The 24,946-nt window shown below is 74.3% G+C and carries 24 protein-coding genes and 1 tRNA gene; 11 read left to right on the plus strand and 14 right to left on the minus strand.

The features are described 5' to 3' along the window. Positions 1–116: 116 nt before the first annotated feature. The 7 genes from AB0D10_RS19705 to AB0D10_RS19735 all read right to left on the minus strand — a co-directional run bounded on the left by AB0D10_RS19705 (position 117) and on the right by AB0D10_RS19735 (position 6,655). Complete coding sequence (locus tag AB0D10_RS19705; protein WP_360257825.1) at positions 117–890, minus strand: alpha/beta hydrolase; 774 nt, start codon at positions 888–890, stop codon at positions 117–119. Then, positions 883–1,872 (minus strand): Rieske 2Fe-2S domain-containing protein, encoded by a 990-nt coding sequence (locus tag AB0D10_RS19710; RefSeq protein ID WP_360257827.1) that lies wholly within the window; start codon positions 1,870–1,872, stop codon positions 883–885. Before AB0D10_RS19710 ends, AB0D10_RS19705 begins: the two co-directional genes overlap by 8 nt. Before the next feature lie 11 nt (positions 1,873–1,883). Next, positions 1,884–3,113, minus strand: coding sequence for an NAD(P)/FAD-dependent oxidoreductase (locus AB0D10_RS19715; protein WP_360257829.1), 1,230 nt, complete (start codon positions 3,111–3,113; stop codon positions 1,884–1,886). Next, positions 3,110–4,303 carry a cytochrome P450 gene (locus tag AB0D10_RS19720; RefSeq protein WP_360257831.1) on the minus strand — a complete coding sequence of 398 codons (1,194 nt, stop codon included), beginning with the start codon at positions 4,301–4,303 and terminating at the stop codon, positions 3,110–3,112. Before AB0D10_RS19720 ends, AB0D10_RS19715 begins: the two co-directional genes overlap by 4 nt. A gap of 19 nt (positions 4,304–4,322) precedes the next feature. Then, positions 4,323–5,201, minus strand: a complete 879-nt coding sequence (locus tag AB0D10_RS19725; RefSeq protein ID WP_360257833.1) for an ABC transporter permease — start codon at positions 5,199–5,201, stop codon at positions 4,323–4,325. After that, positions 5,198–6,193, minus strand: coding sequence for an ABC transporter ATP-binding protein (locus AB0D10_RS19730; RefSeq protein ID WP_360257835.1), 996 nt, complete (start codon positions 6,191–6,193; stop codon positions 5,198–5,200). The genes AB0D10_RS19725 and AB0D10_RS19730 overlap by 4 nt, the downstream gene beginning before the upstream one ends. A gap of 93 nt (positions 6,194–6,286) precedes the next feature. Beyond that, the gene (locus tag AB0D10_RS19735) at positions 6,287–6,655 is read right to left on the minus strand and encodes a hypothetical protein (protein WP_350526397.1); all 369 of its coding nucleotides are present in this window, start codon (positions 6,653–6,655) and stop codon (positions 6,287–6,289) included. A 365-nt stretch (positions 6,656–7,020) separates the two neighbouring features. Between AB0D10_RS19735 and AB0D10_RS19740 the strand changes: the two genes are divergently transcribed. From AB0D10_RS19740 to AB0D10_RS19750, 3 genes are all read left to right on the plus strand, one after another. After that, a complete protein-coding gene (locus AB0D10_RS19740; RefSeq protein WP_360257837.1) occupies positions 7,021–8,304 on the plus strand; it encodes a cytochrome P450 in 1,284 nt (427 codons plus the stop codon). Next, positions 8,301–9,206, plus strand: a complete 906-nt coding sequence (locus tag AB0D10_RS19745) for a class I SAM-dependent methyltransferase (RefSeq protein ID WP_360257839.1) — start codon at positions 8,301–8,303, stop codon at positions 9,204–9,206. The genes AB0D10_RS19740 and AB0D10_RS19745 overlap by 4 nt, the downstream gene beginning before the upstream one ends. A 74-nt stretch (positions 9,207–9,280) precedes the next feature. Continuing rightward, a complete protein-coding gene (locus AB0D10_RS19750; protein WP_030245889.1) occupies positions 9,281–9,466 on the plus strand; it encodes a hypothetical protein in 186 nt (61 codons plus the stop codon). 197 nt (positions 9,467–9,663) lie between these two features. On the opposite strand, the gene AB0D10_RS19755 is transcribed toward AB0D10_RS19750, so the two are convergent. Further along, complete coding sequence (locus AB0D10_RS19755; RefSeq protein ID WP_360257841.1) at positions 9,664–11,670, minus strand: carbamoyltransferase C-terminal domain-containing protein; 2,007 nt, start codon at positions 11,668–11,670, stop codon at positions 9,664–9,666. A 390-nt stretch (positions 11,671–12,060) separates the two neighbouring features. Here AB0D10_RS19755 and AB0D10_RS19760 point away from each other — a divergent pair, with 390 nt between their 5' ends. Together AB0D10_RS19760 and AB0D10_RS19765 are read left to right on the plus strand one after the other, a co-directional pair. After that, positions 12,061–12,636 (plus strand): TetR/AcrR family transcriptional regulator, encoded by a 576-nt coding sequence (locus tag AB0D10_RS19760; RefSeq protein ID WP_360257843.1) that lies wholly within the window; start codon positions 12,061–12,063, stop codon positions 12,634–12,636. A 174-nt stretch (positions 12,637–12,810) separates the two neighbouring features. Then, complete coding sequence (locus AB0D10_RS19765) at positions 12,811–14,310, plus strand: MFS transporter (protein WP_360257846.1); 1,500 nt, start codon at positions 12,811–12,813, stop codon at positions 14,308–14,310. A gap of 41 nt (positions 14,311–14,351) precedes the next feature. On the opposite strand, the gene AB0D10_RS19770 is transcribed toward AB0D10_RS19765, so the two are convergent. After that, a complete protein-coding gene (locus AB0D10_RS19770) occupies positions 14,352–16,172 on the minus strand; it encodes an ATP-binding protein (RefSeq protein ID WP_360257848.1) in 1,821 nt (606 codons plus the stop codon). Positions 16,173–16,382: 210 nt separating this feature from the next. Between AB0D10_RS19770 and AB0D10_RS19775 the strand changes: the two genes are divergently transcribed. Next, the gene (locus AB0D10_RS19775) at positions 16,383–16,622 is read left to right on the plus strand and encodes a hypothetical protein (RefSeq protein WP_360257850.1); all 240 of its coding nucleotides are present in this window, start codon (positions 16,383–16,385) and stop codon (positions 16,620–16,622) included. A 99-nt stretch (positions 16,623–16,721) separates the two neighbouring features. Here AB0D10_RS19775 and AB0D10_RS19780 read toward each other — a convergent pair. Both AB0D10_RS19780 and AB0D10_RS19785 read right to left on the minus strand, forming a co-directional pair. Beyond that, positions 16,722–16,794, minus strand: a tRNA-Lys gene (locus AB0D10_RS19780). A 47-nt stretch (positions 16,795–16,841) separates the two neighbouring features. After that, positions 16,842–17,597, minus strand: coding sequence for a nucleotidyltransferase domain-containing protein (locus AB0D10_RS19785; protein WP_360257852.1), 756 nt, complete (start codon positions 17,595–17,597; stop codon positions 16,842–16,844). 127 nt (positions 17,598–17,724) lie between these two features. On the opposite strand from AB0D10_RS19785, the gene AB0D10_RS19790 reads away from it, so the two are divergent. From AB0D10_RS19790 to AB0D10_RS19800, 3 genes are all read left to right on the plus strand, one after another. Beyond that, positions 17,725–18,993, plus strand: coding sequence for a crosslink repair DNA glycosylase YcaQ family protein (locus AB0D10_RS19790; protein ID WP_360257854.1), 1,269 nt, complete (start codon positions 17,725–17,727; stop codon positions 18,991–18,993). A gap of 10 nt (positions 18,994–19,003) precedes the next feature. Beyond that, on the plus strand, positions 19,004–19,765 hold the full coding sequence (locus AB0D10_RS19795; RefSeq protein ID WP_360257856.1) for an SDR family oxidoreductase: 762 nt from the start codon (positions 19,004–19,006) through the stop codon (positions 19,763–19,765). Between the two features lie 111 nt (positions 19,766–19,876). Continuing rightward, positions 19,877–20,572: a tyrosine-protein phosphatase gene (locus AB0D10_RS19800; RefSeq protein WP_360257858.1), complete on the plus strand. Its 696-nt coding sequence runs from the start codon at positions 19,877–19,879 to the stop codon at positions 20,570–20,572. Between the two features lie 66 nt (positions 20,573–20,638). Here AB0D10_RS19800 and AB0D10_RS19805 read toward each other — a convergent pair whose 3' ends face one another. Together AB0D10_RS19805 and AB0D10_RS19810 are read right to left on the minus strand one after the other, a co-directional pair. Next, positions 20,639–21,088, minus strand: a complete 450-nt coding sequence (locus AB0D10_RS19805) for an RICIN domain-containing protein (protein ID WP_360257861.1) — start codon at positions 21,086–21,088, stop codon at positions 20,639–20,641. Beyond that, positions 21,081–22,265: a low temperature requirement protein A gene (locus AB0D10_RS19810; protein ID WP_360257863.1), complete on the minus strand. Its 1,185-nt coding sequence runs from the start codon at positions 22,263–22,265 to the stop codon at positions 21,081–21,083. Before AB0D10_RS19810 ends, AB0D10_RS19805 begins: the two co-directional genes overlap by 8 nt. A 76-nt stretch (positions 22,266–22,341) precedes the next feature. Here AB0D10_RS19810 and AB0D10_RS19815 point away from each other — a divergent pair, with 76 nt between their 5' ends. Beyond that, positions 22,342–23,436, plus strand: a complete 1,095-nt coding sequence (locus AB0D10_RS19815; protein ID WP_360257866.1) for a hypothetical protein — start codon at positions 22,342–22,344, stop codon at positions 23,434–23,436. A gap of 92 nt (positions 23,437–23,528) precedes the next feature. Beyond that, positions 23,529–23,876, plus strand: a complete 348-nt coding sequence (locus AB0D10_RS19820; RefSeq protein WP_360257868.1) for a hypothetical protein — start codon at positions 23,529–23,531, stop codon at positions 23,874–23,876. A 91-nt stretch (positions 23,877–23,967) separates the two neighbouring features. Here AB0D10_RS19820 and AB0D10_RS19825 read toward each other — a convergent pair whose 3' ends face one another. After that, positions 23,968–24,801 (minus strand): TIGR02452 family protein, encoded by an 834-nt coding sequence (locus tag AB0D10_RS19825; RefSeq protein WP_360257870.1) that lies wholly within the window; start codon positions 24,799–24,801, stop codon positions 23,968–23,970. Positions 24,802–24,946: the final 145 nt, after the last annotated feature.

Consider the following 24,946-nt stretch of genomic DNA (forward strand, 5'->3'; position numbering starts at 1 on the left):
CCGCCGGCGGGAACGACGACGGCGCCCTCGCCCTGGAGGCGGGGGCGCCGGTGGCGCCGGGGGCGTGCTGCTGTCCGCGGGTGGCCGCACCCCTGCCAGGGAGGGCGTGGCGCCTGTCAGGCCAGGTGGGCGGCGAGCAGCGGGGCGCACTCCTCCGGGCGTTCGAGGAGGGGGAGGTGGCCGGTCTCCCGCAGGGTCTCCAGGCGGCAGTCGGGGACGGTGTCGCGGAGCAGTTCGGCGTTGCGGGTGAAGGCGGGCATGTCCTCGTCGCCGAGCAGGACCAGCGTCCGGGCGGTGATGCGGCGCAGGTCGTCCGAGGTGTGCCGGTGGGCGGTGAGGGCGTCCATGGCGCGGTTGCCGAGTTCGGCCCAGGTGTGGCGCGCGACCACGGACCTGAGCGAGGCACGCAGGGCGGGGTGGCGTTCGGTGCCGGTGAAGATGTCGGGCGGGGACTGCATCCAGAGGTCAGCCAGCTGCTCGCCGGGGCCGGCGAAGCGGTGGAGCATCTGCAACTGCCGGTAGCGGACCCGCGCGGAGTCCTCGTTGGGAGTGCCGGCGAGGGTGGGGGCGGCGAGGACGAGACGGTCGAGCAACGACGGCTCCTGGACGGCGAGTTGCAGCGCCGACATGGAACCGAAGGAGAGTGCGACGGCCCGCCGGGCACCGGTCTCCTTCGCGACCTCGGCCAGTTGCCGGGCCAGGGACGGGAGGGTCAGTCCCGGGGGGATCGGGGCGGAGCCGCCGTGGCCGGGCAGGTCGACGCCGATGTGGGTCCAGCCGGGGAGGCGGTCCCACAGGGGCTGCCAGGTGGTGGAGTCCATGGTGTAGCCGTGGAGCCAGAGCACGGCCGGGCCTTCGCCCTGGCGGTGCAGGTGAAGGGCCTCAGGCACGCTCGCCTCCGGTGAAGTCGGCGCAGAACCGCCGGAAGGCGAGCACCGGCTCGTCGCGGGCGTCGTAGCGCGGCGTCACGGCGTGGTCGAGGTGCTCCCAGACCACCTTGTCCTCGGCGAGCGCCTTCTCGCTGCCGCCGAGCAGAGCCGGCAGCGCGGCCCGCTGGTTCTCCCGGACGCCGATGGCGACCCGGGCGATGCAGCCGCCGTCCTCCGTCGGCACGGAGCCGGTGACGATCACCTGCCGCTCCGCCTCCGGGCCGAACTCGGTGACGACGACGTTGGGGCTGAACGCCTGGGCGTGGAACCGCGGTTTGAAGTCCCAGCGGACCCGGCCGGTGCGGACGGCCTCCCAGCGGATCTCCTCCAGCGTGCGGGCGTCCTGCCAGGGGGAGGTCTGCATCAGGAACTCGCCCTCGATGACGAGTTCGCCGTGTTCGCCGTCGCGCGCGGTCATGCCGCGGGTGCCGGGGACGCCGTGCACGGCCTTGAAGTGGTCGGGGTCGAAGGCGTTCTCGACGACGTACTCGGACGGTACGGCGACGGGCAGGCTGACGGCGGCGACCAGCGGGTAGTCGCCTTCCCAGCCCTTCACCGCCTGCTCGAAGCCGCGGTCGCCTTCAAGGTCGCCGTCGCGGTCTCCGTCGCGGTCTCCGCCGCAGTTGCCGTCGGGGTCGTCGGAGAGCCGGACGAACAGCGCGTCGCCCCATTCCAGTACCCGGTGTTCGGCGACCGACCAGTGCTTGGAGGGGTCGCCGAGGCCGATCCGCTTGCCGTGGAAGGGGCAGACCAGGCAGTCGCCCTCGCGCCGGGCGCCGTAGCCGAGGTGGGCGCCGCGGTGCGGGCAGGAGGCGTCCAGGACGCGGATCCGATCGCCCTCGCGGACGGCGATCAGGCGGCGCGGGCCGACGGCCAACGGGGTGATCTCGTCGGTCAGTTCGGAGTGGAAGGCCAGCAGGTACCAGCCGTGGTGCACGGTCATCGGTCTCACGTTCATCGAGTTGCCAGGGCCTTGAGGACGTGTTCGGCGGCGCGCTCCCCGCTGGCCAGGGCGCCCTGCACCCAGGGCAGCCGCTCGCCGGTCACGGTCGCCTCGCCGGCGAAGAAGAGCGTGTCGTCCACCGGGCGGGCCCACTGCCGGGCGGCGTCCTCCAGCCCGGCCCGGGGTGCGGTGAACGCCCCTGCGGCGTACGGGTCCCGGCCCCAGTCGGCGACGGCGAGGTCCACCACGGCGGCATCGGACGTCCAGGGCAGTGCGGCGGCCAGCAGGGCGGCCAGGGCCGTGGGGTCGGCGGCGGCCGCGCGCAGGTGGGCGGCGGCGTCGGCCTTGGCGACGACCAGCGCCTCGGGGCGGCCGGCGGTGCAGCGGACGAAGCCGGTGCGGCCGTCCACGTCGAAGACGATCGTCGTGTCGGGGGCGGGCCGGTCCAGGGTCACCACGGCGCAGCAGCCGTCCCCGGCGGGGAGGCGGGCTGCGGCGGCGAGCTTGGCCGCGGGCAGTCCGGCGATCGCACCGGCGGCGAGGACGGCGGGCGGGACGGTGAGCACCAGGGCGCGCGCGGTGGCCGTCCCGGCGTCGGTCCGTACGGTGACTCGGCCGGGCTGGTGCGCCAGCTCCCGGACGGGTTCGCCGAGCCGCACCGCGAGCCCCGAGGCCAGTCGCTCGGGCAGCCGGGCGAAGCCGCCGGCGATGGCGAACTCGCCCTCGCCGACGTCGTCCCGGCGGTGTGCCTCGGCGACGCCGGCGGCGCTGAGTCCGTCCGGGTCGGCGGCCCAGTTCTGCCGGAACCACTCGGTGGCGGCCGCGGCTTCGGGGCCGGTGCTGCCCTGGGCGCGCAGCCAGGTGCCGACGGACAGGCCGGTGACGCCGGGTGCGCGCTGCAGCATGGCTTCCAGCTGCCAGGGGGCGCGTCGGCCGAAGCCGAGCGCGCCCATCTCCCGGTTGGTGCCGTCCTCGACGATGCGGGCGGTGACGCGGCGCGGTACGGCGGTGGTGCGCCCGGGGCCGACCAGCTCGTGCACGGGGTTGTGCTCCCCGTGCACGACCTGGGCGCCGAGTTCCAGCGGCGGGCCGCCGTCGGCGGGGTGGAAGGTGCGGATCCGGCCACCGAGCCGGTCCCGGGCCTCGTAGACGACGACGGTGAGGCCTTCCCGGTGCAGCAGCCGGGCGCAGTTCAGGCCGGACGCGCCGGCGCCGACCACGATGACGTCGTACGCGCTCACCGTCCACCTCCGAGGTCGACCGGGAACGCCCGCAGGCGGCGCGGCACCAGGCACTGGTCCCAGTCCGGGGCGCCGGCCGGGCCGCGCAGGTCCGGGAAGCGGCGGAGCAGGCGCGGCAGCAGCAGGGCGGCGGTCTGCTTGACCAGCGGGGCGGCGAGGCAGAAGTGCGGGCCGCCGCCGAAGCCCAGGTGGGGGTTGGGGCTGCGGTCGAGGCGCAGTTCGTCCGGGTCGGCGAAGACGTCGGGGTCGCGGTTGGCGGCGGTGAGCACGGCGAGCACCCGGGCGCCCGGCGGGAGCACGCCGCCGTCCAGTTCGACCCGGTCGGTGGTGACCCGGGCGGTGAACGGGATCGGTGCTTCCAGGCGCAGCAGTTCGTCGACCGCGAGGCGGGCGAGGTCCTCGTCGGCCCCCGCGAGCCGGGTGACCGCGGCGCGGTCGGGCAGCAGCAGGTGCAGGGCGTTGCCGATGAATTCGGCGAGGGGCTGCCAGCCGCCGATGACGGCCAGGTTGAGGATGCCGAGCATCTCGGCGCGGCTGAGCCGGTCGTCGGCGGCCAGCGCGGTCAGCGGCACCTCGGCGCCGGTGGCGGTGATCCGGGCGGTGTGCCCGTCGAGGTAGTGGGTGAGCGCTCCGGCGGCGCTGCGGCCGAGGGCGGCGCGGGCGGGCGGCACCATCGGGTCGAGGTTGACGGAGGCGGCCCGGGCGAGCGCCTCGAAGCGCTTCAGTTCGCCTGCGGGCAGGCCGAAGAGGTGGGCGTAGACGGCGGTGGCGAGCGGGCGGCCGATCTCGGCGACGGCGTCCACCGGGCGGTCGACGGGCAGCCGGTCGAGCAGCGCGTCCACGTCGGCGGCGAGGTGCGCGCCGAGCGGGCGGACGGCGGCCGGCCCCAGGAGCAGGGCCCCCGGGGCCCGGAGCCGATGGTGGTCGGGCGGGTCCGTGGTGAGCATGGACGGCGGCAGGGCGTCGTCGCGGGCACGCTCGCGCTGGCCCTGCGCGGCCGAGAAGCGCGGGTCGCGCAGGACGGTCGCGCAGTCGGCGTGCGCGGTGACCAACCAGAGCCGGGACGCGGTGTCGTGGTGCACCGGGCTGTTGGCCCTGAGCCACCGGTACGCCGGGTGCGGGTTCGCCCGCCCGGCAGGGGCGAACGGGTGGATCAGGTGGTCGGGCAGACGCACCGGTGCCGTCGTCATGGGTCCAGCTCCCAAGGTCTCAGCGGACCCGGGGCCCGCGCCAGCGGAAGGAGAAGGCGGTCAGCAGCAGTCCGGCCAGCGACCAGGCGGTGAGGACCATCGCGATGTGTCCCAGTTCCCAGTTCCCGGCCGGTTCCACGACGGTGAAGGAGTCCGGCAGGAAGACCGAGCGGAAGCCCTGGGCCATCCACTTGACCGGGAAGAACGCGGCCACCGTCTGCATCCAGGCAGGGAGTTGGCCGAACGGGAAGAACACGCCGGAGATGAACTGGAGCACCATGAAGACCGGGGTGACGATCGCCGCGGCCGACCGGCTGTTGGGGATCAGTGCCGAGTAGGCGGCGCCGGCCATCGCGCAGGCGACGGTGCCGAGGGCGAGGTCCCAGCCGAGGGTGAACCAGCGTTCGGGGGTGCTGGGCAGTGGCAGCCCGAACAGGGCCAGCGCGATGCCGATCAGCAGCACGGTCTCCAGCGCGGTGGTGACGATGACCCGCACCAGCTTGCCCACGAAGTAGGCGGACTTGGGCATCGGGGTCATGGCCAGGCGGCGGACCGTGCCGGTGTCCCGCTCGATCGCGATGTTGATCGCGAGGCCGGAGAAGGCGGTGCTCATCACGCCGGCGGCGATGATGCCGGCCATGAACACCAGCTTGACGTCGGTGTCGGTGCCGGCGACCTTGCCCGAGAAGATCGAGCCGAAGACGACCAGCAGGATCACCGGGAACATCAGGGTGAAGACCAGCGACTGCTTGTTCCGGAAGAACGCCCACAGTTCGACCTTGGAGCGGGCCGCGCCGGCCCGCCAGATGCCGGGCAGCCGGCCGGCGCGCCGGGGTGTCGCGGCGGCGTGGCCCCCGGTGCCCGGGGCGGTGGTCGCGGTCGGTTGGGTGAGGGTCATCGCTTGCCCGCCTCGGGGGTGATGCTCTGGGTGGTGTCGGTGCCGCGGTCCGTGCCGTCGGCGTGCTCCCGGATGAGGTCCAGGTACACGTCCTCCAGGGTCGGCCGGTGTACCCGCAGTTCGGGCAGTTCACCGACGCCTGCCTGGTGCGCCCACGGGACCAGCGCCGCGAGCAGCGCGGTCGGGGCGTACGTGGCGATCCGCAGGACGCCGTCCACGCCCACCGGGGCCGGTTCGGCCCCGGGTGGCAGCGGCGGCAGCGTGCGGCCGGCCAGCTCCGGCGGAATCCGGAAGGAGACCGTGGTCGGAGTCTGCGAGCGGCCGCCGAACTCGGCCAGCGGCCCGCACTGGACCACTCGGCCGGCGACGATCACCGCGGCGCGCTGGGCCAGCGCCTCGGCCTCGTCCAGGTAGTGCGTGGTGAGCACGGTGGTGCGACCGCGCTCGGAGAAGTAGCGGACCAGGTCCCAGGCCTCCCGGCGAGCCACCGGGTCCAACCCGGTGGTGGGTTCGTCGAGGAAGATCAGGTCCGGGTCGCCGACGATGCCCACCGCGACGTCGAGCCGGCGGGCCTGGCCTCCGGAGAGGTCCGCGCTCTGCTTCTTCTCGTGCTTGGCCAGTCCGACCATGTCGATGACCTGGCCGACCGGCAGGGGGTTCGGGTAGAACGCGGCGAAGTGCTCGACCACCTCGCGCACGGTCAGGTCCGAGTAGGCGCCGGTGGTCTGCGGGACCACCCCGATCCTGGCGCGCCACTCGCGCCGGTCCTCGGCTGGGTCACAGCCGAGGACCCGCACGTCACCGCCGGTTCGCTGGCGGACGCCCTCCAGGATTTCGACGGTCGTCGTCTTGCCCGCGCCGTTCGGCCCGAGCAGGGCGAAGACCTCACCCTGGTGGATGTCCAGATCCAGACCCTGGACCGCGTGCCAGTCGCCGTAACTCTTGCGCAGGCCGCGGACTGAGACGGGGTGTTCCCCGACGGCAGTCGCCACTGTGGATCGCTCCTCTGTGGGGTGTTCAGGCCGACCTGGCACTCAGGTCGACCGGCCGGGCGCTCTGCCCGGCGGGCGGGTTTCCCGGCTGGATCAGGTGCAGCAGCAGCACGGGCAGCAGCAGGAGTTGCCGCCGGCCGCGATGTCCGACAGGTCGCCCTCGCTGAGCTCGGCGGTGTCGATCTGCGGGGTCTCCGGGATGTGGAACTCGTAGCGGCCGGTGGCCAGACCGATCTCGAAGAGCTCGACCTGAACCTCCAGGTTGCCCTCCTGCTCGCCCTCGGCGGCGGTCGAGACGATGACGATCTCGGCGTCGGCCGGGAGCTCCAGGCCGGCCTCCGCGAGGGCGGCGCGGGCGTCGGTCCGCAGGCGGGCCGCGTACTCCTCGCTCGACCAGGCGCTGATCAGGGCACGGGTGTAGCCGTTGACGAACTCGGCCCGCTTCCTCTGGTCCAAAGCCATGTGACTTTTCCTTTTCTCGGTTTCCGGTGGTGCCGGCGGCGCCTGGCGCTCGGTGCTTCCCGGCGCTGCCTGCAAATGAAGAATGACACGGCCGCAATCGGCCGCCAAGACTTCATTTCCGGTGCCCGGACTAAGTATTGAGCACGTGCGGCAGGTGCGGTAGATTTCAGCCGTCACGCGCCCATGAATACGTATCAGAATACGCATCGGAATACGTATCCGAATACGTACCGGGAATTGCCGGATACGCATTCCGGAGCCCAGTACGCATTCCTGGGTCCCGGGTAAGCATCGAGAGGAAAACGGGGGTGGTCCGCACCGTGCCTACGCACACCGTCCCGCCAGGTCCTGCCGAGGACGTCGACATGGCGCAGATGAGGGAGTCGCCGCTCGACTTCATCACCGGCCTGGCCCGCCGCTACGGCGACATCACCCGCCACCGCGCGGACGGCGACACCGTCTACCTGCTCAACCGGCCCGAGTACGCCAAGCACGTACTCAAGGACAACGGCGCCAACTACACCAAGGAGGGCACCCCGGACGACGCCATGCTGCGCCCGCTGCTCGGCAACGGGCTGCTGACCAGCAACGGCGCCGACTGGGCCCGCCAGCGGCACCTGACCGCCCCGGCCTTCCGCCCCACCGCCGTCCGCACCTTCGACACGATCGTCACCGACGCCACCACCGCCATGCTGGAGCGCTGGCGCCCGTCGGTGGCCTCCGGCGCCCCGGTGGAGGTCGACGAGCAACTCACCGCGCTCACCCTGGGCATCCTCACCCACGCCATCCTCGGCGCCGACATCGACGGCATCGGCGAGGGTTTCGCCCGCGCGGTGGACGCCGTCAACCGCTGCATCGGCCACTACGTGCCCGACCCCGACCCGGACCCGGCCGACACCGCGCGCCGGTTCACCGACTTCGGCCGGGCCCGGGTCTTCCTCAACACCGTCACCCGCACCCTGATCGCCTCCCGCCGCGCGGGCGGCAGCGGCGGCGGCGCCGGCGGCAACCTGCTGGACACCATGATGTCCACCGACCACCTGGTCTCCGACGAGGACCTGCGCGACCAGGTGCTGACCATCGTGATGGCCGGCCACGAGACCACCGCCAAGTCCCTGACCTGGACGCTCTACCTGCTCGACCGCCACCCCGAGGAACTGGCCAAGGTCCGCGAGGAGGTCGACCGCGTCCTCGGCGGCCGCCCGCCGACCGCCGCCGACCTCCAGGACCTGCCGGCCTGCCGCCGGGCGATCCAGGAGGCGATGCGGCTCTACCCGCCGGTCTGGCTGATCTCCCGCCGGGCCGCCGGCCCCGACACCATCGGCGGGTACCACGTCGAGCCCGGCACCCTGGTGTGCGTCAGCCAGTGGGTGCTGCACCGCCACCCCGACCACTGGGACGCCCCGGACGCGTACCGTCCGGACCGCTTCGACGGCGCCGCCCTCCCCAGCCACCTCTACCTGCCGTTCGGCGGCGGCGACCGGATCTGCGTCGGCCAGCACTTCGCGATGCTGGAGGCCGTCCTGGTGCTCGCCACGCTGCTGCAGTCGGTCCGGCTGGAACTGGTCGAGGGCTTCCCGGTGGAGCCCGAGGCCCTGGTCACCCTCCGCCCGAAGCACGGCATGACGATGATCGCGAGGCCCCGATGACCACCGCCCCCGCCCGCCCCGTCGGCGGCTCCACCGCCCCCATCCGCCCCGTCGGCGGCTCCTACGACCCGGCCCGCACCACCGGCGGCGGTCTGACCGCCGAACTCGACCGGCTGGAGACGCAGGCCGCGCTCTCCTTCCCCGAGGAACTGCGCATCCTGCGCGAACTCGGGATCGACGCCGGCACCGCCCAGGGACCTGCCACCGTCCTCGAACTCGGCGCCGGCCCGGGCGCGGTGACCCGTCGGCTGCGCGCCGCGCTGCCCGCCGGCACCGCCCTGATCGCCGTCGACATCGACGGCGAACTGCTCGCCCACGCGGCCGGCCCCGGCGTCACCCTGCTGGTCGCGGACGGCGCCGACCTCCCGCTGCCGGACGCCGGCGTGGACTTCGTCCTGCTCCGCTACGTCCTCCAGCACGTCCCCGACCCGACCGCCGTGCTGGCCGAGGTCCGTCGGGTGCTGAAGCCCGGCGGGCGGGTCGCCTGCACCGAGGTCGACTCCGCACTGTGGGGCGCCGCCGCGCCCTCGTACCCCGAACTCGCCGGGGTGCACGCCAAGATGGCCGCCGCCCAGCGCGCCGACGGCGGCGACCGGTCGATCGGCCGACGGCTGCCCCGGCTGCTGCGCGCGGCGGGCTTCGACGAGGTCGTGCTGCGCCCCTTCGCCACCACCAACGACGACCACCCGACCGACGCCTTCGCCCCGCAGCTCGGCCCGCAGCGCCTGGAGCCGCTGGTGTCCCGGGGCGTCCTCTCCCTGGCCGAACTCGCCCTCGCCGCGGACCGCTGGAACCGCTTCCGGTCGGACCCCGACGCCTGGGTGATGCTGCTCGGCCTCACCGCCGCCGCGACCGCACCCGCGGGCCGCGGACCGCAGGAAACCGCACCACCGCAGCACTGACAGCACAGCACCGGACCGGACAGCACCGGACCTCGCAGCACCGGACCGGACAGCGCAGCACCGAAAGGAAACCCATGCACCCCAAGGTCAAGATCTTCATCACCATCTTCTGCTACATCAGCGCCGTCGCCGGCCTGATCACCGCCGTGATGGACGCCAGCCACAAGCCCGCCCAGACCACCGACGCGGTCGTCGCCGGCGTGCTCGGCGTCGCCTTCCTGCTCGGCGGCCTCGCGCTGACCCGGAAGCCGCGCTACTGACGGTGGTGGCGACGCCCGGCGGCTTAGCAGCGACAACGGGTCGGGGGGTAAGGCTTCGAAAGCCTTACCCCCCGACCCGTTTCCGGCCCCTCACCCGTTCCCGGCACCGTCCGACGGCGTCCGGTGGCCTCGGTGGCGTCCGGCGCCGTCCGGACCCGCCGGTGCCGTCCGGCGCGCCCGGACCCGCCCGGTGCCGTCTAGCGCGACCGGCGCAGCGGGTTGATCACCCCGAAGGCCCCGGTCAGCGTGGACGGGTCGACGAAGGAACCGCCCGGCCCGTGGGTGCGCCGGAAGTTGTCGGCCAGCCCGCGGAACGACGGGTCCACCGTCGCCCGGTACGCGGCCAGCAGATTGACCCGCTCCGGCGTGGACAACTCCTGCTCGGCGCGCAGCTGGTGGCTGCGCGACAGGTGGTACATGCCCTCGACGGTGTACCCGGCGTCCAGCCAGCCCTGCCACAGCGCGTCGCGGTCCGCCTCCTGCCCGGCGAAGTACTCCAGGGCGCGCCCGCGCGGCTCGGCCGGCGCGGCCGTGGCGGGCACCGGTTCGGCCCGCAGCCCGACCCGCCGTCCGCACAGGTACAGCACCGGAACGCCCTTGCGGACACAGAAGTTGAGCGCTTCCGCGGCCTGGTCGACGACCGCCTCGGCCTTGTCGTTGAGCGAGGTGTTGCAGAGGATCGGCACCCCGGTCGCGGCCCGGAACGCGTCCAGCGCCCGGTGCAGCCGCGGGTTGGACTCGGCGGTGACGGTCTGGTGCCGGGCCGAGCCGTCCAGGTGCACGATCGCGGGCACCAGGTCCCGCACCTCCGGGCGGACCTGCACCGCCTCCAGCATGTACGGCGACTCGCGGTCCGAGGCGAACCACTCGCCCGCGTGCTCGGCCATCACCATCGGTGCGACCGGACGCCACCACTGGCGCCGCTTGTACTCGTTCAGCAGGTCCTTGACCTTCTGCGAGCGCGGGTCGCCGATCAGGCTGCGGTGGCCGAGCGCGCGCGGACCGAGCTCGGCCCGGCCGTCCACCCAGGCGATCACGCCGTCCGAGACGTCGGCGACGAACCGGTCCGGCTCGAAGTCCGTCACCGAGGCGATCCACGGCGCGAACTCGGCCAGCGCCTCCTCGACGTCCAGCACGTCCCGGCCGTAGTACGGCGAGACGATCCGCAGTCCGGACCGCTCCAGCGCACCGGCCCCGTACAGGCCGAGCAGGCCGAGGCCGATGCCCTGGCCGGAGTCGTTGGCGCACGGCGGGGTGACCAGGCTCTTGAAGCCGAACCGATCCATCAGCAGCGTGTTGGTGGGGCAGTTGAGCGCGTAGCCGCCGCTGGTCGACAGGTGGGTGTCCTCGGCGCGGATGCCGCCGACCTCCAGCAGCCGCTCCACGTTGCGGATCGCGACGCCCTCGCAGCAGCGCTGGACGACCTTCATCACCGCGCTGCGCAGATGGTCCTCACGGCTGAGCGAGTCGTCCAGCTCGGCGCCGGCCAGCTGCTCGTCGGCGGCGGCCACCACCGCGCGGACCAGGTCGTGCGCGGCCTTCCAGGGCTGGGTCGCGGCGCCGCCGAAGAAGGTGACGTCCGCGATCGCGGCCTCGACGTCGAACTCGATCGCCGTGGCGGAGGCGGAGGCCAGCGCCATCAGCGAGCCGGGCTCCAGGCCGAAGACCGTCTCGGCGGCGGTGTACAGCGGCCCGGGGGACTCCACCGGCTCGAAGGTGATCCGCCCCTGCTTCACCACGCAGCCGGCGTACCAGTAGGTGTTCGGACGGCTCTCCTGCGCGTAGTCGGGCAGCGCGTCGATCGCCAGACCGATGATCTGCCCGTCGCGGAACAGCGGGACGTCCCGCAGCACCCCGCTGAACAGGTGCGCCAGGCTGTGCAGCGGGAACTCCTCGGCCCCGGCGGGCTTGGGCACCGGCTGTGCCTTCGGCAGCCCCGGCGTGCCCCAGGTCGCCGTCACGTCATCGAGGGTGAGCCCCTCCTCCGCCAGCAGCGCCGACAGGAAGGCCTCGGCCCGGCCCTCGGTGTACAACGGCCAGAAGTGGTGCTTCTGCCCGCTGACCCGCTCCAGTTCCCACACCCGCACCAGTTCGACGTCCGCGCCGTCCCGGCGCCACAGCGCGACGTTCTGGTCGTGCCGCACCGAGAAGACCGCACCCGGCCCCGGCGGCGTGAGATAGGCGGAAAGGAAATGCTCGGCCACGGTTACCTCTTTTTCCTCGGTCTGCCAGGTTCTGTCAGGACGAGGTAATTCCGGCCCACTCGCGAGGGGATTTCCCGCACCCCGCCCAGGGCCGGCCGCCTGCCCCCGGCGCCAGCGACTACCCGGTCATTCGACCACGCCCGCCGAGACCCGGTACATACTGAAATCCCCGTTTACGCACGCCACCGGCCCCTCGCGTACGCATGCGCAGCGGGCCCCGGGCACAACGCAACGGGCCCCGGGCGCAGCGGGCCCCGGGCACAACGCAACGGGCCCCGGGCACAACGCAGCGGGCCCCGGGCGCAGCGCAGCGGGCCCCGGGCGCAGCGGGCGGGGTGTCCACCTGACGAAGTTTTTGACAGAGGTGACAACAACTGGCACGATGCCACCATGGCACGACCGAGGAAGTTCGACACCGAGGCCGCGATCGACGCGGCCATGAACACCTTCTGGACCAAGGGCTACACCGCGACCTCGACCGACGACCTGGCCGAGAGCACCGGCATGCTGCGCGGCAGCCTGTACAACGCCTTCGGCGGCAAGCGACAGCTGTTCGAACTGACCCTGCGCCACTACCGGGAGGGCGGCGCCGCCGGCGACCGCACCATGCCCGACGACCTGCCACCGCTGGAGCGGATCCGACAGCTGCTGCGCACCGGGGTCGACCGGACCGCGGCCGACCACCGCGGCTGCCTCGCGGTCAACACCGTCACCGAACTCGCGCTCCGCGAGCCCGAGTTGGCCGATCTGGCCCGACAGGCCTTCATCCCACTGGAAGCCCGGCTGACGGAGGCGGTCGACGCCGGCCGGCTCCGCGGTGAGATCCGCTCCGACCGGGCCCCCCAGGTGCTCGCCCGCCAGGTGATGGCCACCTTCCACGGCCTGCTGCTCCAGGCCAAGGCCGGCTTCGACCCCGAGTCGCTGCACGCGACCATCGACGCGGTCGTCGACGACCTGCGGCCCTGAGCCCCCGGCGTCCCGGCGCCCGGGCTCCCGCACCGCCGAACCCCCGAATCCCCGAACCGCTGACCCCCTGAACCCCTGAGCCCCTGCACTCCCGAGCCCCGTCGCCCGGGCCGCTCTTCACACCCACATTTTTGGCAGCATTGCCAATAAATCCATGCACCGGAGGCCGACCCCATGCCCGTCCCGCCCCGCCCGCGCCGCGCACCCCACCGGCCCCGCCGACCGCTCCTCCCCCGCCCGCCACTCCTGCCCGTCATCCTGGCGGCCTTCTTCATGTACGGCTTCGACGGCAACGTCGTGAACGTCGCCCTGCCCGCCATCCGCACCGACCTCGGCGCCGGCCAGGCCGCGCTGGAACTGGTCGTGGCCGGCTACGTGTTCAGCTACGCCACCGGGCTCGTCCTCGGCGGCCGGCTCGGCGACATCCTCGGCCACCGGCGGATGTTCCTGTCCGGCATGGCCGCCTTCACCGTGGCCTCCGGCCTGTGCGGACTGGCCCAGTCCCCCACCCAACTGGTGCTCGCCCGACTGCTCCAGGGCCTCACCGCCGCCGCGATGGTGCCCCAGGTGCTCGCCCTGATCACCACCGCCGTCCCCTCCCCGGGCCGGCCCCGCGCCCTGGCCTGGTTCGGCGTCACCGGCGGACTCAGCGGCGTCTGCGGTCAGCTGCTCGGCGGGGTGCTCCTCGACGGCGACCCCCTCGGCCTCGGCTGGCGCGCCGTCTTCCTGATCAACCTCCCGGTCGGCCTGGTCGTCCTCGCCGCCGCCACCGCCGTCCTGCCGCGCACCACCGCCGGCCGTCGCCCCGCCCTGGACGGCATCGGCATGCTCGCCGTCTCCGGCTCGCTGGCCCTGGCCCTCGTCCCGCTCGTCCTCGGCCGCGAGGCCGGCTGGCCGCTCTGGGCCTGGGCGATGCTCGCCGCCGCCGTCCCCGCCCTCCTGGCCACCCTGCGGTGGGAGCGCCGCCTCGCCGCCCGCGGCGGCCGGCCGGTGCTCGACCCGGACCTGCTCCGCAGCCGGGTCTTCCGGACCGGCCTGGCCGTCAACGCCGCCTTCATGGCCTTCTTCGCCGGCTTCGTCTTCGTCCTCAGCCTCACCGTGCAGACCGGCTTCGGCTACAGCCCGCTGCGCTCCGGACTGGTCTTCACGCCCATGGCCGTCCTCGCCATGGCCTCCTCGCTGACCGGCAGGCGCCTGCTGCCCCGCCACGGGCTCCGCGTCCCGGTCGCCGGCGGGGCGATCACCGCCCTGAGCCTGCTGCTGACCGCGCTCGCCCTGCAGACCGACGGCGCCCGGCACGCCCTCCCCTGGCTGCTGGCCACCATGGGCCTGATGGGCATCGGCAACGGCCTCGTCCTCCCCTCCCTGATCGGCGCCCCGATGGCCGGCATCGCCCCCGAGCGGGCCGGCACCGCCTCCGGCACCCTCTCCACCACCCAGCAGTTCGCGGCCGTCACCGGCGTCGCCGCCCTCGGCGGCACCTACTTCGCCGTCCTCGACCACCACACCCCCGCCACCGCCGCGGCCGCCGCCACCTGGTTCGCCCTCGTCGCCGTCCTCGCCGTGATCGCCCTCACGCTCCGGCTGTCCCGCGCCACCGCAGCGGCGGCCACGGCCACCGGCGCGGGCCCGGCACCGGCTCCCCGCGTCCCCGCCCTCGCCACGGACAGCTAGCCAGGTCCTGCCCGGGGCACCGACCCGGGGCACGCTCCCCGTCAGCCCCGCTCGGGCCACGGCAGCCAAGCGGCGGGCTCGGAACGCCAGGCGGGGACGGACGGCCAGGCGACGGACCCTCCGGTGTCAGGCGACCGTACGGCGCCGCCCGAGGGGGTGTCACCGGTGGACGGCCGCACCAGTGCGGCCGGAAGCGTCACCGAGGCCGTGGTCCCGCCGCGGGCGTTCGGCTTCAGCCGGACCCGGACGTCATGGCGGAAGGCGAGCCGGCTGATCACGAAGAGGCCCATGCGGCCGGGGACCGAGGCGTCCAACGGCGGCGGGTCGGCGAGTCGCTCGTTGATCTCGGCCCAGTCGTCGGAATGGACACCGATACCGACGTCGTGGATCTCGACCAGGACGCAGCCGTCCGGCAGCGCCCGGCCGGTGGCCTGGACGACGGTGTGCGGGCTGGAGAACACCGTGCCGTTCTCAAGCAGTTCGGCGAACAGGTGGAGGAGATCGTCGGCGGCACGGCCGACGACCTCGGCCGACGGCACGCCGACGACCTCGATGCGCGGGTACTGCTCCACCGCGCCCGCGGCACCGCGCAGCACGTCGACCAGCGGGACGGCGCGGGTCCGCCGAGGGCCCGGGTCCGCACCGGCGACGACCAGCAGGTTCTCGCAGCTGCGGCGCATCCGGGTCGCGAGATGGTCCAGCTCGAACAGCTGCGACAGCTGCCCCCGGTCCGGCTGCCGGCGCTCCAGGTCGTCGAGGAGAGACAGCTGGCGGCGGACCAGACCGCCGCTGCGACGGGCCAGACTGACGAGCATCGCGTTGGTGATGCCGACCAGGACGGCCTGCTGGGCGGCGAGGGCGGCGAGTTCACGGTGGAGCGTGTCGAAGCAACGGGCCAACCGCCCGACGTCGTCCCGCCCGTGCAGGCCGACGGACGGGACCGTCAGGCCGCCCGGCTCCCAGGGTCCGCCACCGGTGATCGTCCTCACCAGTTCCGGCAGGTGCGCGTCGGTGATCCTCTCGGCGGCCTCGCGGAGTTCCCGCAGGGCGGCAGGCGTCCGCAGGCGGCTCGCCCGCCGCCCTTCGTCCACGATCGCCTGTGCCTCGGCGTGGGCGGCCTTCCGCATGTCCTCGGCACCCTCCCGCGCCGCGCTCAGAAGACGGTCCGCCTCGGCGGTGCGCTCCTGGGCGACCCGGGTGGCCTCGGCTCGCGCTTGGTTCCCGTCGGCCCGTACGCCGTTCGCCAGTTGCCCCGCCTCCGCCAGCAGCCGGGCGCTCTTCTGCCCGGCCTCCGCCAGCATTCGGGCACCCTCCTGCCGGGCGTCCTCCACCAGCCGGGCGGCCTGCTGCCGGGCCTCCTCCAGGACGAACGCCGCCTCGGCCTCCGCCCGGGAGCGCAACTGGCGCGCCTGCTCCTCGGCCCCGTCGGTGGTGTCCCGCGCCGTCCGGGCCGCTGCCTCGACCAGGTGTTTGGTGGCGTTGCGGACGCGGCTCAGCGGGGACTGGACCTGCCGGTTGAGCGCCCGGAGGTCCACCCAGCGGCGGCGCCAGTGGTCGACCAGTTCCGGGTGCGCCCTGTGGCCGCGAGGCTTGCCCGCGTCCGCGGGCAGCGGGTTGCTGATCACGCGGACGAACTCCAGGAGGAAGTTCATCGAGGGCAGCCGCTTGCCGGTCAGGAGGTCGGTGATCCCCGCCTTGGTCAGCTTGAAGACGTCGGCCGCGCCGCAGATCTCGCCGTACGACGGAGCGCCGTGCTCGATGTGCAGCCGGTTCAGGTCGTCCACGAAGGCGGCGAGCCGCTCGTCGTACGCTGCGGCGACCGCGAGGTCGCCCGGGTCGGGCTCCACCGGTCCGTCTGCCACGGTTCTCCTTGCTGAGTTGTCCTCAGTTCGCTTCGGGGACAGCGTACTTCGAACATTCGTGGACGGCGTTGAACGTTCCTGAACGGCCGCCGACGGACGTGCCGTTCAGGAACGGCGCCCGACGTCCGAGCCCCCGACGTCCGCATACGGGAACCGGCGAGGTCGTACGCCTGCCTGGGCCCTCGCCGCAACCTCTGGTCAGCTCGGGGCATGACCGACAACGACCCCGCCCTCCCGGGCAGCGGCTCCACCGGGGCCGACGCCCCGCACTCCCCCGAACCGGACGCCGAGGCCACCGGTTCGGCGCGCCACCGGATGCTCGACCTGATCGCACTCGTCACCCTCCTGGTCATCGCGACGGGGGTCTACCTGACCGCCGGCAGCGGCGGCTTCTCGGTGATCACCGGCGCCGGTGTGGGCCTCTACAGCCTCTGGCGGGCCCGCCGCTGACCGCCCGCGCCGGCACGGGCGGCCCAGCCGGCCGCGCCGGGCAGGCCCGGGAAAACAGCAGCACCCCGGCCGGAGAACACGGCCGGGGTGCTGCGGAGGTGGGGCACCAGGGGCTCGAACCCTGAACCTACGGATTAAAAGTCCGCAGCTCTGCCAATTGAGCTAGTGCCCCGCGGCCCTCGGTCCCGGTGGTGCCTGGCGGGAAGGGCCACGGCGATCCTACCCGGTGGGGCCCAGGGCTCCGCCAGTGGATTGCGCGGGCGCGCCGGGGGTGTGCAGCGGTCCTTGAGGCGGGGTGTAGTGGGCGGCGCGGACGCGGCGGAGCCAGGCCTCGGCGGGGCGGGGGTCGGGGGCGGTGGGCAGGACGCCGGGGCCGGCCAGCCGGTCCGCGGCGTCGGCGAGCAGGCGCTCGGCGACGGCGGGGCGGTCGGCGATGCGTTCGCCGAGTTCACGGATCCGTTCGGGGTCGGGCAGCCGGATGAGGTTGCGGCCGGTCGCGTGCAGGCGGACGGCCTGCTCGACCAGCCGGACCAGGTGCCGGGCGTGCTTGGCGGCCCGGCGGCGGGTGGCCGGGTCGGTGGTGTCCCGGGTCAGCAGTTTGCGGAACTGCTGGTCGGCGTAGCCGAGATAGGCGTTCCGCACGGCCGGCGCACTGAGGAAGCTCGCGCGGATGCCGATCAGTTCCTCGCCGAGCGGGGTGCGGGTCTCGTACAGGTCGTCGGGCAGCCAGACGAGTTCGGAGGCGGTCGGGTTGCAGGTCAGCGCCAGCCGGCACCACTTGGCGGCCTCGTGCAGGGCGAGGTCGGGCTCGGTGCTGACGTGGGACTCGGCCGGGCGGTGCAGGCCGTGCAACTCCTCGGTGGGGACGGCGAACAGGCCCAGCCGGTCGACGTCGGAGCCGGCGTGGGCGAAGCCGTAGGCGGTGGATCCGACGATGCCGGAGAGCAGGACGGCGCCGGGCGTGGCTGCGGGCACGGGTGGTCTCCTCCCGGGAGGTGTCCGGACGGGCTGCGGAACGGGTACCGGCATCCTCGCCGGTGGGGGCCGCGCCGGGCGAGCGAATTCCGCTCCGGGGCCTGCCCGGCCGCCGACACTGGGCCCCATGGAGCACGATCCCCCCGTGGAAGCGGCGGCAGCCGTCGGCGTCGAGAAGCTGCGGGCCTGGTGGGCGCACCGGCAGTGGCTGGACCGCCCGCACCCCGGCGCGCCGGCCGCCGAGGTGCTGGCGGCCACCGGCTGGGCCCGTTCGGTGGGCGGCGCGGCTCCGTACCTGGGCCTGTTCGCCCGGGCCGGGCTGGGGCGGGCGGCGGTGGACGCGGCGGTGGCCCGGCTGGACGTGCACGAGCTGCCGTCCGCGCGGGGCTGTACGTACGTGCTGCCGGCCGCCGACTTCGCGCTCGGCCTGGCCGTGGGCGCGGCCGCGCCGGCGGGCGAACTGGCCGCGGCGGAGAAGCACCTGGGGGTCGGCCGGGACGAGGTGGAGAAGCTCTGCCTGGCCGTGGAGCGCGTGCTGTCGCCGGACGAACCGCTGGATCCGGCCACGATCCGGGAGGCGGTCGGCGACGCCGTCCGCCCGCTCGGCGAGGCGGGCCGCAAGCGCGGCCTCACCACGACCCTGCCGCTCGCCCTCGGCCTGATGCAGTCGCGCGGCCGGATCCGCCGGGTGCCCGTCAACGGCCGCCTGGACCAGCAGCGTTACGGTTACGTCGGCTGGGACCAGCCGGTCGCGGGGGACGCCGTCGACCTCGCCCGCCGCTACTTCTCCTGGGCCGGGCCGGCCACCCTCAAGCACTTCCGCTGGTTCTCCGGCTTCACCGCCGCCACCGCCCGACGGGCCGTCGCCGAGGCCGGCCCGGTCCCGGTCGCGCCCGGCTCGGAGTTCCTGCTCCCACCCGAACTCGCCGAGGAGTTCGCCGGGTTCACGACGCCCCGCACACCGCACTACACCCTGCTGGCCGGCATCGACGGCATCCACCTGCTGCACCGCGACCTGCCCCGGCTGCTCGACCCCGCCGACGCCGCCCGTCCGCTGCCCGCCGGCCGGGCCGGCCGCGCGTTCGGCAGCGAAGCCGACCCGCAGACCCACGTCGTGCTCGACCGCGGCCGGATCGTCGGGCTGTGGGAGTACGACACCGAACGGGCCGAGATCGTCCTGCTGCCCTTCGTCCCGCTCGACGACGCCCTGCGGGAGGCAGTGGCCCGCACCGAGGCGTTCGTCCGCGAGGAGCTCGGGGACGCCCGCGGTTTCAGCCTCGACTCGCCGAGGAGCCGCGCGCCGAAGGTCGCGGCGCTGCGGGCGGCCGCGACCGGCGGTACGGGCAGGACGGGCGGGACCGGAGGGACAGGCGTGCCGGGCCGGACGCGCGGGTAGCGTACGGACCATGTCGACCACCACCACCGACGAGGTCCTGATCGTCACCGGCGCCGGCCGCGGCATCGGTGCCGCCACCGCACTGCTGGCCGCCCGCCGCGGCCACCGGGTCTGCGTCAACTACCGTACGGACGAGGCCGCGGCGACCTCCGTCGTGGACGCGATCCGGGCCGAGGGCGGCACCGCCCTGGCCGTGCGCGCCGACGTCAGCCGGACCGCCGAGGTGGAGCGGCTGTTCGCCACCGTGGACACCGAACTCGGGCCGCTCACCGGCCTGGTGAACAACGCCGGCACCCTGGAGGGGCAGTGCCGGCTGGAGGAGATCGACGAGGACCGGCTGAACCGGATCTGGGCCGCCAACATCACCGGCCCGTTCCTGTGCGCGGCCCGGGCGGTCCGCCGGATGTCCACCCGGTACGGCGGCCGCGGCGGCGCCATCGTCAACGTCTCCTCGGCCGCCTCCCGGATCGGTTCGCCGAACGAGTACGTCGACTACGCGGCCGCCAAGGGCGCCGTGGACTCGATGACCCGCGGCCTCGCGCTGGAGGTCGCGGCCGAGGGGATCCGCGTCAACGCGGTACGGCCCGGGCTGATCCACACCGGCATCCACGCGCTCGGCGGCGAACCCGGCCGGGTCGACCGGGTCGCCCCCGGCCTGCCGATGCGGCGGGGCGGGCAGCCGGAGGAGGTCGCCGAGGCGATCCTCTTCCTGCTCTCCCCGGCCGCCTCCTACACCACGGGGGCGTTCCTGGAGGTCTCGGGCGGCCGCTGAGGGCCGATCCCGACCGGTCGGAGGGCCGGTTTCGGACAGCGTCGCCCCGCCACCGAACGGCCCCCTCCGGTTTCCTTCCGCACGCCTGCCCCCGCCCGTACGGTGGGGGCCATGACCGACGCCTTCATCGACATCCCCGGTGTGCGCAACTTCCGTGACGCGGGCGGCATCGGCGCCCTGCGCCGGGGCGTCCTCTACCGCTCGGGGTCCTTCCACACGCTCACCGAGGACGGCGCCCGGCGGCTCAAGGCCCTCGGCCTGCGGACGGTGATCGACCTGCGCAGCACGTTCGAGCTGGAGGTCTGGCCGGACCAGCGGCACGGCCTCGACCACGAGTCGCTCCACCTGCCGACCCTGCCCGCCGACCGCGGCGACATCGACCGGCCCTGGCCCGAGGACCAGGTCTCCCTCTACCCCTTCATGGCCGAGACGGCCGGCCCCTCGCTCGCCGCCGTCGTGCGCCGCATCGCCGCCCCGGAGTCGCTGGCCGTCGTCGTGCACTGCGCCGTCGGCAAGGACCGCACCGGCCTCACCATCGCCGTCCTGCAGTCCCTGCTGGGCGCCTCCGACGCCGACATCACGGCCGACTTCCTGCTCTCCAACATCGGCCTCGGCCTGGACAGGGGCCCCGTCCCGTACGTCGACGAGACAGGCGCCGAGCGCCTCTCCCGCCCCGTCGGCGCCGAACTGCTCGCCTCCTCACTCGCATGGATCCACACCCGCCACGACTCGGTCCCCGCCTACCTGCGGCACCACGGCGTCACCGAGGAGGAACTGGAAGCCGTCCGCGCCAACCTCTCCGCCTGACCGGCGGCAGGCCCGACCGACGCCGGACCAGACCGACGCCGCACCCGACCCCGGGGCCGGCGCCCGCTACCCCCGGCGCTCGAAGCGCCACCACTGAGTCGGCGCGTCGACGTCCTCCCACTGGTGGACGACGCCGTCCGGAGCGTCCGGCGCCGTCAGCGGCTTGCCGCTGACGAAGCTGGTGACGGTGTACGTCCCCGGGGCGTCGACGTGGGCCTCCAGCAGCCACTCCTGGGCGCCGAAGGCGTTGGCGCTCCACTGCTGGATCGGCACGCCGTCGTCCGGGGAGGCACCGGTGACGTCGAGGCGCTTGCCGCTGGCGGCGTTCTCGACGTGGAAGAGCGCGCCGCCGGGGTGGACGGCCGTGAGGTGCCAGAGCTGGGCCTCGGTGCCGTCCTCCGCGCCCAGGACGATCCGGGCACCGCTGCGCCGGGAGGCGTCGGCGACCTGGAGCAGCAGGCCGCTGCCGACGTTGCGGACGAGGTAGCTGCCGTCGGTGATCGCGGAGTCAGTCACGGTCGAAGTCTGCCACCGGGTACCGACAGGCCTCGTAGCCGAAGACCGCGGCCAGCACCGCCACCACCACGCCCACCTGGACCAGCGCGGACACCCGGGTGCCGAGCGGCACGGTGCCCGCGACGAAGAGCGCGCCGAGCAGCCGGGGCAGGTTGGGGCGCAGCCCGAAGAAGCCGCGCAGGGCGGTGTTGACCAGCAGGTAGAGGGAGGTCCCGCCGGCCAGTGCGGCGGCCTGCGCGAAGCCGGTCGCGGCGCCCGGGTGGCCGACCGCGGACTTGACCCCGGCGGCGAACAGCAGCACGCCGAGCAGCAGTCCGAAGTGGCCGAGGTAGTAGACGGAGACGGCCGCCCGGTTGCGGGCGGCGGAGGGCAGCGCGGCCATCCGGCGCTCGGCGCGGGCGTCGTCGTCGTGCCCGAAGTACGCCCACCAGAGCCCGACGCAGACGGTCAGGCCGAGCAGCGCCACGGCGATCAGCGCGGGCCCGGGGTCGGCGGTCCCGGCTCCGATGCCGATCGCGATCACCGACTCGCCGAAGGCGATGATCATGATCAGCCCGTGCCGTTCCACGAAGTGGTCGGCGCGCAGTCGGAACTCGGGCAGCCCGGCCACCCACGGGGTCACGAACTGCATCGCGAAGGCGACGGTCCAGAAGCCGAGTTGGACGGTTCCGGTGAGGTATCCACCGGTCACCACCAGGGTGCCGACGGCCAGGTTGCTCGCGCCCATCCGCAGCACCGCGGCGGGCGAGACCCCGGCGGCGACGAACATCCCGGTGTGCACGGCGACGACCACCAGGTACGCCCAGCCGAAGGCGGCGCCGCTGCCCTCGAAGGCGTGCGGGACGGACAGCGAGATCACCAGGAAGGCGCCCATCGCCAGCATCAGCAGCCCGCGCCTGCCGTGGGTGCGCGGCGGCATGGCGTTGGTCAGCCAGATGAAGGCGTCGTACATCCACCAGATCACGGCCAGCATCACCAGCACCTGGGCGAACCCGCCGGGCGTGAGGTGGTGGACCAGGCTCCCGGTGAGCTGGGTGACGGTGAAGACGAAGACGAGGTCGAGGAAGAGTTCGAGCGGCGCCACTTTCAGGGCCGGCTCGGCGGTCCCGGTGGCCTCGGCGGTCTCGACGGACCCGGGCGCACCAGGGGCACCGGGGGAATCAGGGGACGCGGTCACCGCGCGAGTATCCGTCACCCGGCCTTCTCCCGGGGGCGTTTCGCCCGGACCGGGGCCTCCGCCTATGCTGCGGCGAATGTCCTCCGAGCAGATGTCGTCGCACCGTCAGCAGCCCGCCTTCCCCGATGCCGTGGCCGACCTGGAGGCGGTGGTCGCCGCCGGGGACGACGAGCGCTTCGGCCCCGCCCTGGGCCGGGTCGGCGGGCTGTTCGGTTCGGCCGCCCCGGACGAACGGGTGGCGGCCGGCCCCCGGCTGGCCGCGCTGCTGCCGGACGCCCCGCCGTTCCCGCGCTCCCACCTGGCCATGGTGGTGGGCGCCTGCGTCGAGCACGGGGCCGACCCGGTCGCCTGCGCCGGCCCGGTGCTGGCCGGCCTGCGCGGGGCGCTGACCGGCACGGAGCTGCTGGTGCGGCGCTGGGCCGAGACCGGCGGCGGTCCGCTGCCGGACCCGGACGAGGACGATCCGGCCGCGGCGCACGAGCGGATCGCCGACCCGGCCCGGCTGGACGAGTGGCACGCGCACCTCGCCGTGGTCGGCTGGTGGACGCTGCAGCTGTGGCAGCAGGCGGCGTGGGCGGTGTACTCGCACGCCCCGGTCCGGGCCGAGGCCCGCGTCTCGGGCGTGACCGCCGCGCTGATGGAGCTGTTCGGCCGCTACGAGGGCGAGCAGCACGACTTCAAGGGCCTCGCCCATCTGGCGCTGATGCTGGACGACGAGCCACTGCTGGTGCTGGACCGGCCCACCGGCACCGGCTACCTGCTGCGGATGACCGGCCTGGGCGACACCTTCCAGCTGCACACCCTGCTCGCCGACGTGCTGATCGGCGGCGGCCACCTGCCCGGCGCCCCGCAGGACCCGGAGGTGGTGGCGCTGGCCCGCACGGCCTTCCTGGACGCCCGCCGGCCGATCGCGACCGGCGCCTTCAGCCTGGTCGCCCCGGACGGCTCCTGGCTGTGGAACGAGGGCACCCCGAGCGACGTCCCGGTCCTGGACGGCGTGCGCACCCTGGTGCTGGAGCCGCTGCCGTACGAGCGCAGCTGGTCGGCCGGGCGGTTCATCCAGGAGGTGCCGGGCGACCTCCGGCTGGAGCGGGTGCTCGACCCGGCGGAGGCGGCCCGCCTGCTCGCCGGGACCGTGCCGGGGCGGTCCACCGCGGAGGCGTTCCGCTGAGGCCCGGCTCCTCCGGCGGAGCCCCGGCGGGGTCGTCGGCCCGACCGGGTTAGGGTCGGAGGGCGATACAGCCCCGAGGAGTGGAGTCGACGATGACGAAGGTCCCGAACGCGCTCGTGGCCGCCGCGCCCGCCGCGCTGACCGCGGCGAGCGGTCTGGTCGGCGGTTACGGCGTGGCCCGCTGGAGCGGCCGGCGCGAGCTGGGCGGTGCGGTGCTGGCGGTAGCCGGCGCCGGGGCGGCCGCGCAGTGGCGCCGCAGTTCCGGCCCGGGCGCGGCGGCGGCGCTGACCGGCCTGTACGTGGCGGCGTTCGGCGGTTCGCACCCGCTGGCGAAGAAGATCGGTGCCTGGCCGTCGGTGTTCGCCGTCACCGCGGTGGTCGCGGCGGCCTCCACGGCGACGACGGCGCTGTCCGCCCGGCGGAACCGCCGGAGCCGCTAGCCCGCCGGACCCACCGGAAGCCCCGAAGGCCCCGGCCGGCACAAACCCACCCCGCCCGTCGAGCCGACCACCGGCCCGCCGGGGCGGGCCGCTACGGCCTGGTCTCCGCACCGAACCGGGTCTCGAACGCCGCGCGGTTCGCCGAGACCGGCGAACGGTCCCAGACCGCGAACACCACCCGGTCGAACGCTGCCCCGTAGCGGGCCAGCGCGGCCTCGAAGGCCTCGGCGACCTGCGCCGGGTCATTGCGGAACACCCCGCAGCCCCATGCGCCGAGCACCAGCGCGCGCACGTCGTGCCGGGCCGCCGCGGCGAGCACCCGCAGGGCCCGCTCGGCGAGCACGCCCCGGACGTCGGCACCGGCCGAACGCCGTTCCAGCTGGCCGGCGTTGGGCGCGGGCGAGGTCAGGAAGGTGACCGGGTAGGGCTGCGCGCTCAGGGCCCCGCGCAGGTCCCGGATCACCGGCACGCCGGGCGAGACGATCACCCGGTGGCTGTACCGGAGGTCGGTGGAGGCCCGGTGCGCCTCGTAGTAGTCCGGTGCCTGCAGCAGGCAGCTGTAGAGCAGCGCGCTGCGGCAGACGTCCTCCTCCTGGGCGCGGGCCCCGCGCAGGTACCCGCCGCCGGGGTTGCGCGCGGAGGCGAAGTTCAGCACCCCGACCCGGCCGGCACCGGCCTCGACCAGCCGCCGGGCGGCCTCGATGCTCCCCTCGGCCGTCACCTCGACCGGGCCGCGCGGCCCGGGCCCGGGCGGCCCCTCCGCCAGCAGCGCGTCCAGCGCCCGCGGCGCGTACGACACCGTGCCGGCCTGCGCCGCCGTCAGCTGCTCCCCCACCTGGACGAGTTCGCCCCCGGCTGCCCGGTAGTTCCCCCGCTCGGCGATCTCCTCGTTCACCCGTGCCACGTCATGCAGTCTGCTGCTCATGTCCGGGACGCTACGGGACTACCGCGGCCGCGCGCCACAGGTTATTCTCACTTCCAGAACAACACCTCGGGGGGCATGACGAGGTGTCGGGGGGTATCGGGGGAACGCGAAGGGCCCGCTCCGGGGGACGGAGCGGGCCCTTCGT

The sequence above is a fragment of the Kitasatospora sp. NPDC048545 genome (assembly GCF_040651155.1).
In the GTDB taxonomy this organism is placed as follows: domain Bacteria; phylum Actinomycetota; class Actinomycetes; order Streptomycetales; family Streptomycetaceae; genus Kitasatospora.